The 13,442-nt window shown below is 61.0% G+C and carries 14 protein-coding genes; 11 read left to right on the top strand and 3 right to left on the bottom strand.

All coding sequences use genetic code 11. From position 1 onward, the window contains the following. The first annotated feature begins 36 nt into the window (after positions 1–36). The 5 genes from queA (at position 37) to secF (ending at position 5,521) form a co-directional block, all read left to right on the top strand. A complete protein-coding gene (queA, locus tag ACJ8IP_RS10410) occupies positions 37–1,107 on the top strand; it encodes a tRNA preQ1(34) S-adenosylmethionine ribosyltransferase-isomerase QueA (protein WP_033642054.1) in 1,071 nt (356 codons plus the stop codon). 72 nt (positions 1,108–1,179) lie between these two features. Next, entirely contained in the window at positions 1,180–2,304 is a 1,125-nt protein-coding gene (gene tgt / locus ACJ8IP_RS10415; RefSeq protein ID WP_016928877.1) for a tRNA guanosine(34) transglycosylase Tgt, read from the top strand. Between the two features lie 33 nt (positions 2,305–2,337). Continuing rightward, positions 2,338–2,670 (top strand): preprotein translocase subunit YajC, encoded by a 333-nt coding sequence (gene yajC / locus ACJ8IP_RS10420; RefSeq protein ID WP_004940391.1) that lies wholly within the window; start codon positions 2,338–2,340, stop codon positions 2,668–2,670. 24 nt (positions 2,671–2,694) lie between these two features. After that, on the top strand, positions 2,695–4,542 hold the full coding sequence (gene secD, locus ACJ8IP_RS10425; RefSeq protein ID WP_442524394.1) for a protein translocase subunit SecD: 1,848 nt from the start codon (positions 2,695–2,697) through the stop codon (positions 4,540–4,542). A gap of 10 nt (positions 4,543–4,552) precedes the next feature. Then, on the top strand, positions 4,553–5,521 hold the full coding sequence (gene secF, locus ACJ8IP_RS10430; protein ID WP_019454209.1) for a protein translocase subunit SecF: 969 nt from the start codon (positions 4,553–4,555) through the stop codon (positions 5,519–5,521). A 65-nt stretch (positions 5,522–5,586) separates the two neighbouring features. Here the strand turns inward: secF and ACJ8IP_RS10435 are convergent, their stop codons facing one another. Further along, entirely contained in the window at positions 5,587–6,147 is a 561-nt protein-coding gene (locus tag ACJ8IP_RS10435; RefSeq protein WP_033651081.1) for a DUF3251 domain-containing protein, read from the bottom strand. A 176-nt stretch (positions 6,148–6,323) separates the two neighbouring features. Here ACJ8IP_RS10435 and nrdR point away from each other — a divergent pair, with 176 nt between their 5' ends. The 6 genes from nrdR (at position 6,324) to pgpA (ending at position 10,440) form a co-directional block, all read left to right on the top strand. After that, positions 6,324–6,773 (top strand): transcriptional regulator NrdR, encoded by a 450-nt coding sequence (gene nrdR / locus ACJ8IP_RS10440; RefSeq protein WP_004940387.1) that lies wholly within the window; start codon positions 6,324–6,326, stop codon positions 6,771–6,773. A gap of 10 nt (positions 6,774–6,783) precedes the next feature. Continuing rightward, positions 6,784–7,893 (top strand): bifunctional diaminohydroxyphosphoribosylaminopyrimidine deaminase/5-amino-6-(5-phosphoribosylamino)uracil reductase RibD, encoded by a 1,110-nt coding sequence (gene ribD, locus ACJ8IP_RS10445; RefSeq protein ID WP_102948085.1) that lies wholly within the window; start codon positions 6,784–6,786, stop codon positions 7,891–7,893. Between the two features lie 107 nt (positions 7,894–8,000). Further along, positions 8,001–8,471 carry a 6,7-dimethyl-8-ribityllumazine synthase gene (ribH, locus tag ACJ8IP_RS10450; RefSeq protein WP_004940385.1) on the top strand — a complete coding sequence of 157 codons (471 nt, stop codon included), beginning with the start codon at positions 8,001–8,003 and terminating at the stop codon, positions 8,469–8,471. A gap of 20 nt (positions 8,472–8,491) precedes the next feature. Then, entirely contained in the window at positions 8,492–8,908 is a 417-nt protein-coding gene (gene nusB / locus ACJ8IP_RS10455) for a transcription antitermination factor NusB (RefSeq protein ID WP_004940384.1), read from the top strand. A gap of 52 nt (positions 8,909–8,960) precedes the next feature. Further along, complete coding sequence (gene thiL, locus ACJ8IP_RS10460; protein ID WP_033642058.1) at positions 8,961–9,953, top strand: thiamine-phosphate kinase; 993 nt, start codon at positions 8,961–8,963, stop codon at positions 9,951–9,953. Continuing rightward, entirely contained in the window at positions 9,946–10,440 is a 495-nt protein-coding gene (pgpA, locus tag ACJ8IP_RS10465) for a phosphatidylglycerophosphatase A (protein WP_033634010.1), read from the top strand. The genes thiL and pgpA overlap by 8 nt, the downstream gene beginning before the upstream one ends. Before the next feature lie 32 nt (positions 10,441–10,472). On the opposite strand, the gene ACJ8IP_RS10470 is transcribed toward pgpA, so the two are convergent. Together ACJ8IP_RS10470 and dxs are read right to left on the bottom strand one after the other, a co-directional pair. After that, a complete protein-coding gene (locus tag ACJ8IP_RS10470; protein WP_033642059.1) occupies positions 10,473–11,447 on the bottom strand; it encodes an aldo/keto reductase in 975 nt (324 codons plus the stop codon). A gap of 108 nt (positions 11,448–11,555) precedes the next feature. Further along, a complete protein-coding gene (gene dxs, locus ACJ8IP_RS10475; protein ID WP_033651082.1) occupies positions 11,556–13,421 on the bottom strand; it encodes a 1-deoxy-D-xylulose-5-phosphate synthase in 1,866 nt (621 codons plus the stop codon). Between the last annotated feature and the right edge of the window lie 21 nt (positions 13,422–13,442).

A 13,442-nucleotide genomic window follows, 5' to 3' on the forward strand; every position in this document is an offset into this window, starting at 1 on the left:
TTACCAACCAGCCTTAAATTGAAGAAGTGAATACCCATGCGCGTCGCTGATTTTTCGTTTGAACTTCCCGAATCCCTGATTGCCCACTATCCCCAGGCCGAGCGCAGCGCATGCCGCCTGCTGCAGCTGGACGGGCCGAGCGGGGCGCTGACGCACGGCGTATTCACCGATCTGCTGGACAAGCTGGAAGCCGGCGACCTGCTGGTGTTCAACAATACCCGCGTGATCCCGGCGCGCATGTTCGGCCGCAAGGTCAGCGGCGGCAAGATTGAAGTGCTGGTGGAGCGCGTGCTGGACGACCATCGCGTGCTGGCGCACGTGCGCGCGTCGAAAGCGCCCAAGCCGGGCGCCGAGCTGCTGCTGGGGGATGACGAGAGCATCGCCGCCACCATGGTGGCGCGCCACGAGACGCTGTTCGAGCTGCGCTTCAACGACGAACGCGATGTCTTCACCCTTCTCAACGCGGCCGGCCATATGCCGCTGCCGCCTTATATCGCTCGCCCGGATGAGGACGCCGACCGCGAACTGTATCAGACGGTCTACAGCGAGAAGCCGGGCGCGGTCGCCGCGCCGACCGCCGGTCTGCACTTCGACGAACCGCTGCTGGCGGCGCTGCGCGCCAAGGGCGTTGAAATGGCGTTCGTAACGCTGCACGTCGGCGCCGGCACCTTCCAGCCGGTGCGCGTGGAAACCATCGAAGATCACGTGATGCACGCCGAATACGCCGAAGTGCCGCAGGACGTGGTCGATGCGGTGCTGGCCTGCAAAGCGCGCGGCAAGCGCGTGGTGGCAGTGGGCACCACCTCGGTGCGTTCGCTGGAAAGCGCCGCGGCGGCCAGCAAAGAGGCGCTGATTGCGCCGTTCTTCGGCGACACCAGCATCTTTATCTATCCGGGTTACCACTATCAGGTGATCGACGCGCTGGTGACCAACTTCCACCTGCCGGAGTCCACCCTGATCATGCTGGTGTCGGCTTTCGCCGGCTACAAAAATACCATGAACGCCTATCAGCAGGCGGTGGCTGAGCAGTATCGCTTTTTCAGCTACGGCGATGCGATGTTCATCAGCCGTAATCCGCAGGCGGAAAACGAGTCCGTCGGCGGTTAATTTCCCGGGCTGCGCCCACGGCGCGGCCCCGTTTCAACGACATCAGACTGTTTCTCTGATGCTGGAGGCTTTGTGAAGTACGAACTACAAACTACCGATGGCCGCGCACGCCGCGGCCGCCTGATTTTCGACCGCGGCGTAGTGGAAACCCCGGCCTTTATGCCGGTCGGTACCTACGGCACGGTCAAGGGCATGACGCCGGAAGAAGTGAAAGAGACCGGCGCGCAGATCCTGCTGGGCAACACCTTCCACCTGTGGCTGCGCCCTGGCCAGGAGATCATGAAGCTGCACGGCGATCTGCACGATTTCATGCAGTGGCCGGGCCCGATCCTCACCGACTCCGGCGGTTTCCAGGTGTTCAGCCTGGGGGCGATGCGCAAGATCAAAGAGGAAGGCGTGTACTTCCGCAACCCGATCAACGGCGACAAGGTGTTCCTGAGCCCGGAAAAATCGATGGAAATCCAGTATGACCTGGGTTCCGACATCGTGATGATCTTCGATGAATGTACGCCGTACCCGGCCGACTGGGACTACGCCAAGCGTTCGATGGAAATGTCGCTGCGTTGGGCGCAGCGCAGCCGCCAGCGTTTCGACGAGCTGGAAAATAAAAATGCGCTGTTCGGCATCATTCAGGGCGGCGTTTACGAAGATTTACGTGATGTTTCAGTAAAAGGGCTGGTGGATATCGGCTTTGATGGGTACGCTGTGGGCGGCTTGGCTGTAGGCGAGCCGAAAGAGGATATGCATCGCATTCTTGAACACGTTTGCCCGCAAATTCCGGAAGATAAGCCACGCTATTTGATGGGCGTCGGCAAGCCGGAAGATTTGGTGGAAGGCGTGCGCCGCGGCATCGACATGTTCGACTGCGTCATGCCGACCCGCAACGCCCGCAACGGCCATTTGTTCGTGACTGACGGTGTGGTAAAAATCCGTAATGCCAAGCACAAGGATGATACTTCTCCGCTGGATAAAGACTGTGATTGCTACACGTGTCGCCATTACAGCCGCGCCTACTTGCACCATCTCGACCGTTGCAACGAAATATTGGGTGCTCGACTGAACACAATTCATAACCTGCGTCACTACCAGCGCCTGATGGCGGGTTTACGCCAGGCTATCGAAGAGGGTAAATTAGAGCAGTTTGTTGCGGATTTCTATGGTCGGATCGGCAAGCCGATTCCGCCTTTAAACGCTTGATCTAATAATTGATAACTTAATGAGGGAATTTCAATGAGCTTTTTCATTTCTGACGCCGTCGCATCCGCAGGGGCTCCGGCTCAGGGAAGCCCGTACTCTCTGATCATTATGCTGGTGGTGTTCGGCCTGATCTTCTACTTCATGATCCTGCGCCCACAGCAGAAGCGCGCGAAAGATCACAAGAAGCTGATGGACTCCATCGGTAAGGGCGACGAAGTGCTGACCACCGGCGGCCTGATCGGTCGCGTGACCAAAGTGGCCGACACCGGCATCATCGCCATCGCGCTGAACGACACCACGGAAGTGATGATCAAGCGTGACTTCGTGGCGGCCGTTCTGCCGAAAGGTACCATGAAGGCCCTGTAATCTTTTTTCCCGAAGGGAATTGCCGTGCTAAACCGTTATCCTTTGTGGAAGTATCTGATGTTGATCGTCGTGATCCTCGTCGGTCTGCTTTATGCGCTTCCCAACATCTACGGTGAGGATCCGGCCGTACAAATCACTGGCGCGCGCGGCGTCGCCGCCAGTGAAACTACGCTGGACCAGGTCCGTACCGTATTAGAAAAAGACAACATCGCGAGCAAGTCGATTGCGCTGGAAAATGGCGCCATCCTGGCTCGCTTTAAAGATCCTGACGTTCAGCTGCGCGCCCGCGAAGCGCTGGTGACCGAGCTGGGTGACAAATTCGTCGTGGCGCTGAACCTGGCGCCGGCTACGCCGACCTGGCTGGCCATGCTGGGCGCAGAGCCGATGAAACTCGGTCTGGACCTGCGCGGCGGCGTGCACTTCCTGATGGAAGTGGACATGGACACCGCGTTGAGCAAGCTGCAGGAACAGACCATGGATACCCTGCGCAGCGAGCTGCGCGAGAAGGGCATTCCTTACGCGTCTATCCGCAAGCTGGACAACAACGGCGTGGAAGTTCGCTTCCGCGACGATGCGGCCCGTGACCAGGCCATCAGCTATATCGGCCCGCGTCAGCGCGATCTGGTGCTGTCCGCCAATGGCGCCAACACCATGAAAGCCAGCCTGACGGACGCCCGTCTGAGCGAAGCGCGCGAATACGCCGTACAGCAGAACATCACTATCCTGCGTAACCGCGTCAACCAGCTCGGCGTCGCCGAACCGCTGGTGCAGCGCCAGGGATCCGACCGCATCGTGGTTGAGTTGCCGGGCATTCAGGACACCGCACGCGCCAAAGAAATTCTGGGCGCCACCGCGACGCTGGAATTCCGTCTGGTGAACACCAATGCGGACGCCACTGCGGCGGCCAACGGCCGCGTGCCGGGCGATTCCGAGGTGAAATACACCCGCGACGGCCAGCCGATCGTGCTGTACAAGCGCGTGATCCTGACCGGTGACCACATCACCGACTCTACCTCGAGCACCGACGAATACAACCAGCCGCAGGTTAACATCTCGTTGGACAGCGCCGGCGGCACGTCGATGTCCAACTTCACCAAGGACAACATCGGCAAACCGATGGCGACCCTGTTCGTGGAGTACAAGGACAGCGGCAAGAAAGACGCCAACGGCCGTGCGGTGCTGGTGAAACAGGAAGAAGTGATCAACGTGGCGAACATTCAGTCGCGTCTGGGCAACAGCTTCCGCATCACCGGCATCGGCAACCCGAACGAAGCGCGTCAGCTTTCGCTGCTGCTGCGTGCGGGGGCGCTGATTGCGCCGATTCAGATCGTTGAAGAGCGCACCATCGGTCCAACCCTGGGTCAGCAGAACATCACCCAAGGTCTGGAAGCCTGTCTGTGGGGCCTGGTGGCGTCCATCGTCTTCATGGTGGTCTGGTACCGTAAGTTCGGCGTGATCGCCACCACGGCGCTGGTCGCCAACCTGGTGTTGATCGTCGGCGTGATGTCCCTGTTGCCGGGGGCGACGCTGACCATGCCGGGCATTGCCGGGATCGTGTTGACGCTGGCGGTGACGGTCGACGCCAACGTACTGATTAACGAACGTATCAAGGAAGAGCTGAAGAATGGCCGGTCCGTTCAGCAGGCGATCCATGAGGGCTATAAAGGCGCGTTCTCCAGTATCGTCGACGCCAACATCACCACCCTGATCACCGCGGTCATCCTGTACGCAGTCGGCACCGGTTCGATCAAGGGCTTTGCGATCACCACCGCTATCGGTGTGGCGACGTCCATGTTCACCGCGATTGTCGGTACCCGTGCCATCGTCAACCTGCTTTACGGCGGCAAACGCATTAACAAGCTGTCTATCTGAGGAGTGCGTTGTGGCACAGGATTATACTGTTGAGCAACTCAACTACGGCCGTAAAGTCTACGACTTTATGCGCTGGGACTACGTGGCTTTCGGCATCTCGTTGGTGCTGTTGGTCGCGTCGATCGCCACCATGTCGGTGCGCGGCTTTAACTGGGGTCTGGATTTCACCGGCGGTACGGTGATTGAAATCAACCTGGAGAAGCCGGCTAACCTCGACCTGATGCGCGATACGCTGGAGAAGGCCGGGTTCCAGGATCCGATTATCCAGAACTTCGGCAGCAGCCGCGACGTGATGGTGCGCATGCCACCGGCGACCGGCACCGCAGGCCAGGAACTGGGCAATAAGGTGATCGGCGTGATCAACGACTCGGTGGATAAAAACGCCACCGTGAAGCGCATTGAGTTCGTCGGCCCGAGCGTGGGCAGCGAGCTGGCGCAAACCGGCGGCATGGCGCTGCTGGTGGCGTTGATCTGTATCCTGATCTACGTCGGCTTCCGCTTCGAATGGCGCCTGGCGCTGGGGGCGGTTATCGCGCTGGCGCACGACGTGATCATCACGCTGGGCGTGCTGTCGCTGTTCCACATCGAGATTGACCTGACCATCGTCGCGTCCCTGATGTCGGTTATCGGTTACTCGCTGAACGACAGCATCGTGGTCTCCGACCGTATTCGTGAGAACTTCCGCAAGATCCGCCGCGGTACGCCTTACGAGATCATGAACGTGTCGTTGACCCAGACGCTGAGCCGTACGCTGATGACTTCCGGGACCACCCTGATGGTGGTGCTGATGTTGTACATCTTCGGTGGCGCGATGCTGCAAGGCTTCTCGCTGGCGATGCTGATCGGCGTGTCGATCGGTACCGTTTCCTCTATCTACGTCGCGTCCGCGCTGGCGTTGAAGCTGGGGATGAAACGCGAACACATGCTGCAGCAAAAAGTGGAAAAAGAGGGCGCGGATCAGCCTTCGATTCTGCCTTAACCGCCGCAGTATTCAGCGAAATGAGAAGGAGCGCCTATCGGCGCTCCTTTTTTTTGCCTCGGATTTCAGTGTTGCTGCACCACCGCCGGCTGGGCGGTGGCTACCAGGCTGTGCAGACGGATATAGCCCAGCTGTTCCGGCGTCAGGCCGCTGAAGCGCAGCTCGAAGTCCTGCCCGGGTTTCGGCAGCAGCGAGTCGGCGCTGGCGATCGGTTGCGACAGCGCCTCGGCGGTCAGCGGCCGGCCGGTGGCCGCGTCCAGTTGGCCCCATTCCACCACCGCTTTAAACGGCGGCAGCGTGGCCTGTGAGAGGATGCGCACATGCAGCTGCGCCTGGGCACCGTTGGCTTCGCTCTTGATGTGGCTCAGCGAAACGCTCAGTTCGCCGATGCCGCTTTGCAAACGGGCGGCGCTCCGCGCCGCCGGCAGCAGGTAGACGCCGTTGTCGGAGTGCTGATTGAGCTGGTTTTGCCGCTCCAGCGCGGTGGCCTGATCGGTCAATACGCTCACTTTTTGGTTCAGTGCGGCGACCTGATGGCGCAGCTGAGGCACGGCGGCGTTGTGCGCGCAGCCAGTGAGCAACACGGCGGCGGCGAGCAGGGCGATTTTGGGATAACGGGTTGTCATGACGGCGATTTCCTATGCTGAATCTCCTGCTATCAAGCTTAGCCCGCATGGCGGTGAAAGTCATATCGGCGCCGCCTGCCCGCCGCTTATCGCAACAAATGGCCGACGCCCTTTGTTGTGGCTTCACTTCGGGTTAAACTGCATTTATCTATAAAAAACGTTTATCAGGACGTGTTATGCATTGCCCTTTCTGCGCCGCCGTTGATACCAAAGTCATTGATTCCCGCCTGGTGGGGGACGGTTCGCAAGTACGCCGTCGTCGCCAGTGTCTGGTATGCAATGAACGCTTCACCACCTTCGAGGTGGCCGAGCTGGTGATGCCGCGAGTGATTAAAAGCGATGAGGTGCGCGAGCCGTTCAACGAAGACAAACTGCGTCGCGGCATGCTGAAAGCACTGGAAAAGCGCCCGGTCAGCTCGGACGACGTGGAAAACGCCCTTAACCATATCAAATCCCAACTGCGCGCCACCGGCGAACGCGAAGTGCCGACCAAGTTAGTCGGCAATCTGGTGATGGACGCGCTGAAAAAGCTGGATAAGGTCGCCTACATTCGCTTCGCGTCGGTGTACCGCAGCTTCGAAGACGTGCGCGAGTTCGGCGAAGAGATTGCCCGCCTGCAAGACTAAAGGATCTTTCATGCATCACGACGAATTTTACATGGCGCGCGCCTTCGAGCTGGCGCGGCTGGGGCGTTTCACCACCGCGCCCAATCCGAACGTCGGCTGCGTTATCGTGCGCGACGGCGAAATTGTCGGTGAAGGCTATCATCTGCGCGCCGGCGAGCCGCACGCGGAAGTGCACGCGCTGCGCATGGCGGGCGACAAGGCGCGCGGCGCCACCGCCTATGTGACGCTCGAGCCGTGCAGCCATCACGGCCGCACGCCTCCCTGCGCCGATGCGCTGGTGGCCGCCGGCGTGACACGGGTGGTCGCGGCGATGCAAGATCCCAATCCTCAGGTGGCGGGGCGCGGCTTGTACAAGCTGCAGCAAGCCGGCGTCGAAGTACGTCATGGCCTGATGCTGGCCGAGGCCGAAGCGGTCAACCTGGGCTTCCTCAAACGCATGCGCACCGGTTTTCCCTATGTGCAACTGAAGCTGGGCGCGTCGCTGGACGGCCGCACGGCGATGGCCTCCGGCGAAAGCCAGTGGATCACCTCACCCGAAGCGCGTCAGGACGTGCAGCGGCTGCGTGCGCAGAGCGCCGCCATTCTCAGCACCAGCGCCACCGTGCTGGCGGACGATCCGTCGCTGACGGTGCGTTGGGATGAGCTGGATGCCGAGACCCAGCGCCTCTATCCGCGCGAAAATCTGCGTCAGCCGCTGCGTATCCTGCTCGACAGCCAAAATCGCATCACCCCACAGCACCGCGTGGTGCAGCAGCCGGGCGCTACCTGGCTGGCGCGGCTGCAGGCGGATGAACAGGCCTGGCCGCAAGACGTTGAGCAGTTTATCTGCCCGGCGCACGGTGGCGGCGTCGATCTGGTGGTGATGATGATGCTGTTGGCCAAGCGCCAGGTGAATTCAATCTGGGTGGAGGCGGGGGCGACGCTGGCCGGCGCGCTGCTGCAGGCCGGCCTGGTGGATGAGCTCATTTTGTACATCGCGCCAAAACTGTTGGGCGATAATGGCCGCGGCCTGTGTCATTTGCCGGGCCTTGAGCGTCTGGCCGACGCACCGGAATTCGTCTTTAGCGACGTGCGCCAGGTTGGCTCCGATCTGCGTTTGCGCCTGCGGGCGAAACACTGAATCTCGCGCCCGCGCGCCGGTTTTACAAAAGCGCCGCGCAGGCGATGAAAGAATATGATAGAATCCGCCCCCCTGCGGGGTATTGAACCCATTTTTAAGGAAAGCCCATGAAAGTTATCGAAGGTGTTGTTGCTACTCCAAATGCCCGTGTGGCGATCGCAATTGCACGTTTTAACAATTTCATCAACGACAGCCTGCTGGAAGGCGCCATCGACGCGCTGAAACGCATTGGTCAGGTTGCTGACGACAACATCACCGTTGTCTGGGTCCCGGGCGCTTACGAGCTGCCGCTGACGGCGAGCGTATTGGCCAAAACCGGCAAATACGACGCGGTTATCGCGCTGGGCACCGTTATCCGTGGGGGCACCGCGCACTTCGAATATGTGGCGGGCGAAGCCAGCTCCGGCATCGGCAACGTTGCGATGAATGCCGAAATCCCGGTTGCCTTTGGCGTGCTGACCACCGAAAGCATCGAACAAGCGATCGAACGCGCCGGCACCAAAGCGGGCAACAAGGGCGCTGAAGCCGCGTTGACCGCACTTGAAATGATTAATGTTATCAAAGCTATTAAAGCCTGAATTTAGTTAAGGGGAATTCCGTGAAACCTGCTGCTCGTCGCCGCGCTCGTGAGTGCGCTGTTCAAGCTCTTTACTCTTGGCAGTTGTCTAAAAACGACCTTGCCGATGTTGAACACCAGTTCCTGACGGAGCAGGATGTCAAAGATGTTGACGTCGCCTATTTTCGCGAGTTGCTGTCCGGCGCGGCAGTGAATGCAGGTATGCTGGACGAACTGATGGCGCCTTACCTGTCGCGTCAGCTCGAAGAGCTGGGCCAGGTGGAACGCGCGGTGCTGCGCGTCGCGCTGTTTGAACTGAAAATGCGCGAGGATGTCCCTTACAAGGTGGCGATCAACGAAGCGATCGAGCTGGCGAAAACCTTCGGCGCGGAAGACAGCCACAAGTTTGTGAACGGGGTGCTGGATAAAGTGGCGCCAACCCTTCGCAAGAAAAAGTAAAAACATTAAGGCCGGCATTCCCGGCCTTAATTTCTTCTAGTGGAATATCGATATGGCATGCGGCGAATTTGACCTCATTGCCCGCTATTTTGACCGGTTTAAGCGCGTGCGCCGGGATGTACAGTTGGGCATTGGAGATGACTGCGCACTGCTGGCAGTGCCGGAAAAACAGCTGGTGGCCGTCAGTACCGATACGTTGGTCGCGGGCATTCACTTCCTGCCGGACATCGATCCGGCCGATCTCGGGTATAAAGCGCTGGCGGTCAATCTGAGCGATCTGGCGGCGATGGGCGCCGATCCGGCGTGGCTCTCGCTGGCCCTGACGCTGCCGGAGGTGAACGAACCCTGGCTGAAGGCGTTCAGCGACAGCCTGTTCGATCAACTCAATTATTACGGCATGCAGCTGATCGGCGGCGATACCACGCGCGGCCCGCTGAGCATGACCTTGACCATTCAGGGGCTGATCCCGGCCGGCCGGGCGTTGAGCCGCAGCGGCGCGCGCATCGGCGACTGGATCTATGTGACCGGCACGCTGGGCGACAGCGCCGCCGGTTTGGCGATCCTGCAGGATCGCCTGGCGGTGACGGATAGCGCGGCGCGCGATTATCTGGTCGCTCGCCATCTGCGTCCGCAGCCGCGGGTGCTGCAGGGGCAGGCGCTGCGCGATCTGGCCAGCTCGGCAATCGATCTTTCCGACGGCCTGATTTCCGATCTGAAGCACATCCTGAAGGCCAGCGACTGCGGCGCGCGCATCGTGCTGGACGAGCTGCCGATGTCGCAGGCGCTGAGCAGCCATGCTGATGCCGAACAGGCGCTGCGTTGGGCGCTGGCGGGCGGCGAAGACTACGAGCTGTGCTTCACCGTGCCGGAGATCAACCGCGGCGCGCTGGACGTGGCGCTGAGCCACCTCGGGGCCGATTACACCTGTATCGGCCAGATTGGCCCGCTGTCTGAAGGCATTCGCTATTACCGCAACGATGAGGCGGTGGTGCTGGACTGGGCCGGGTTCGATCATTTCAACGCGGAGCCGGGCACCCATGGATGAAGCCAAGCGTCGGCTGCGGATGAGCAATCCGTGGCACCTGCTGGCCACCGGTTTCGGCAGCGGTTTGTCACCGGTGATGCCGGGCACCATGGGATCGCTGGCGGCGATCCCGTTCTGGCTGCTGCTGATCCAACTGCCGTGGCAGCTCTACTCGCTGACGGTGATGTTCAGCATTTGCATCGGCGTCTATATTTGCCACCGCACGGCAAAAGACATGAAGGTGCACGATCACGGCAGCATCGTCTGGGATGAGTTCGTCGGCATGTGGATCACGCTGATGGCGCTGCCGGTCAACGATTGGCGCTGGGTCGCCGCCGGTTTCGTCATCTTTCGCATTCTGGATATGTGGAAGCCGTGGCCGATCCGCTGGTTTGACCGCAACGTGCATGGCGGCATGGGCATCATGGTCGACGATATCATCGCCGGCGTGCTGTCTGCGGGCATCATCTACCTGATTGGGCACCACTGGCCGATCGGGCTGTTCTGACAGCCGGGCGCGGTTCTTCGCGCCCGCTTTTCTTATTCAAATCCCGTCACCCGATGCGGCACGTAAGCCGTTTCCAACTCCGCCACCTCTTGCGGCGACAAACTCAAATCGACCGCGGCAATGGCGTCGTCCAACTGCTCGCTGCGTGACGCGCCAACGATCGGCGCGCTGACCGCCGGCTTGTTCAGCAGCCAGGCCAGCGCGATCTGCGCGCGTGGCACGCCGCGTTCCTCCGCCAGGCTGGCGACGCGCTCGGCGATAATGGCGTCGATGCCTTCGGTTTCATCGTACAGGCTCTTGCCGAACTGGTCCGAGACCAGGCGGGCGGTGGTTTCGCCCCAGGGGCGGGTCAGGCGGCCGCGCGCCAGCGGGCTCCACGGCAGTACGGCGATGCCTTCGGCGGCGCACAGCGGGTGCATCTCGCGCTCTTCTTCGCGCTGGATCAGGTTGTATTGATCCTGCATGCTGACGAAGCGCGTCCAGCCGTGCAGATCGGCGGTATACAGCGCCTTGGCGAACTGCCAGGCGTACATGGAAGAGGCGCCGATGTAACGCGCCTTACCGGCTTTCACCACGTCGTGCAGCGCTTCCAGCGTCTCTTCCAGCGGCGTTTCGTAATCCCAGCGATGGATTTGCAGCAAATCGACATAGTCGGTGCCGAGACGGCGCAGGCTGTCGTCGATGGACTGCATGATCTTGGCGCGCGACAAACCGCGCTCCAGGTTGCTCAGCGGGAAATAAACCTTGGTGGCGATCACCACCTCCTCGCGGCGTGCATAGTCGCGCAGCGCCCGGCCGAGGATCTCCTCGCTGCTGCCGTCGGAATAGCTGTTGGCGGTGTCGAAAAAGTTGATGCCGGCTTCCAGCGCCTGTTTCAACAGTGGGCGGCTGCTTTCTTCCGGCAGCGTCCAGGCGTGATTGCCGCGGCTCGGTTCGCCGTAGGTCATGCAACCCAGGCAGATGCGCGAGACGTTCAGATCGGTGTTGCCCAGTTTGAGATATTTCATGCTTGCCTCCCATTCACAGCTCAGACAGTAACTGTAGCGTGGATCCCGGAGGGCGGAAATGAAAACGCCCCCGAAGGCGGAGGCGTTTTATCAGGCGCGAGTGGCGAATTACTGCGCCAGCCAGGTTTCGATTTGACGCTGAATGCCGGCGGCGTCCAGTCCCAGATCGGCGCGCAGTTCTTCCTGGGTGCCCTGTGAGACGAAGCTGTCCGGCAGGCCGAGGTTCAGCACCGGCACCGGACGGCGTTTGGCCATCAGCAGTTCGTTAACGCCGCTGCCGGCGCCGCCCATGATGGCGTTCTCTTCCAGCGTGACCAGCGTTTCATGGCTGGCGGCCAGTTCGAGCACCAGCTGCTCGTCCAGCGGTTTGACGAAGCGCATGTCGACCAGCGTGGCGTTGAGCGCTTCCGCCGCCGCAGCGGCCTCCGGCAGCAGGGTGCCGAAGTTGAGAATGGCGATCTTTTCCCCCTGGCGGCGCACCACGCCTTTGCCGATCGGCAGCAGGCTGAGCGGCTCCAGCACAGCGCCGGTGCCGGTGCCGCGCGGATAGCGCACGGCGCTCGGGCCGTCGTTGTAGTGATAGCCGGTATATAGCATCTGGCGGCATTCGTTTTCGTCGCTTGGCGTCATGATCACCATGGTCGGGATGCAGCGCATGAACGACAGATCGAACGCCCCCTGGTGGGTCTGGCCGTCGGCGCCGACGATGCCGCCGCGATCGATGGCGAACATCACCGGCAGGTTTTGGATCGCCACGTCATGGATCAGCTGATCGTAGGCGCGTTGCAGGAAGGTGGAATAGATCGCCACCACCGGCTTGTAGCCGCCGATCGCCAGCCCGGCGGCGAAGGTGACCGCGTGCTGCTCGGCGATCGCCACATCGAAATATTGCTGCGGATAGTCGCGCGAGAACTGCACCATGCCGGAACCTTCGCGCATCGCCGGCGTGATCGCCATCAGTGAGCTGTCTTTGGCGGCGGTTTCACACAGCCAGTCGCCGAAGATTTTCGAATAGGTCGGCAGACCGCCGGCGCTTTTCGGCAGCGTGCCGCTGGCGGGATCGAACTTCGGCACCGCGTGGAAGCTGATCGGATCCTTCTCCGCCGGCGCGTAACCGCGGCCTTTCTTGGTCATGATGTGCAACAGCTGCGGGCCTTTCAGATCGCGCATGTTTTTCAACGTGGCGACCAGGCCTTGTACGTCGTGCCCGTCTACCGGGCCGATGTAGTTGAAGCCCAGCTCTTCGAACAGCGTACCCGGCACCACCATGCCTTTCAGGTGCTCTTCGGTGCGTTTCACCAGCTCCTTGATCGGCGGCACGCCGGCCAGCACTTTTTTGCCGCCTTCGCGCAGGGTGGAGTAAAGCTTGCCAGACAGCAGCTGTGCCAGATGGTTGTTCAGCGCGCCGACGTTTTCCGAGATCGACATCTCGTTGTCGTTCAGCACCACCAGCATGTCCGGATTGATGTCGCCGGCGTGGTTCATCGCTTCGAACGCCATGCCGGCGGTGATGGCGCCATCGCCGATCACGCACACCGTGCGGCGGCCTTTGCCTTCACGCTCTGCCGCCACCGCCATGCCGAGGCCGGCGCTGATCGAGGTTGACGAATGGCCGACCGACAGCACGTCGTATTCGCTTTCGGCGCGCCACGGGAAGGGGTGCAACCCGTTCTTTTGCCGGATAGTGGCGATCCGGTCGCGGCGGCCGGTCAGGATTTTGTGCGGGTAGGCCTGGTGGCCGACGTCCCACACCAGATGATCGAACGGCGTGTTGTAGACGAAATGCAACGCCACCGTCAGTTCGACGGTACCCAGCCCGGAGGCAAAGTGGCCGCTGGAGCGACTGACGCTGTTCAGCAGATATTGCCGCAGCTCATCGCACAGCTTCGGCAAGCTCTCTTTGGGCAGTGAGCGGAGTTCCTCGGGGTTTTCCGCTAGCGCCAGGGTTGGGTATTTGGCTATATCAAGACTCATTCGATACTCATATCAGAGGAG

The organism is Serratia sp. CY52157 (assembly GCF_052168495.1).
Classification (GTDB): Bacteria; Pseudomonadota; Gammaproteobacteria; order Enterobacterales; family Enterobacteriaceae; genus Serratia; species Serratia ureilytica.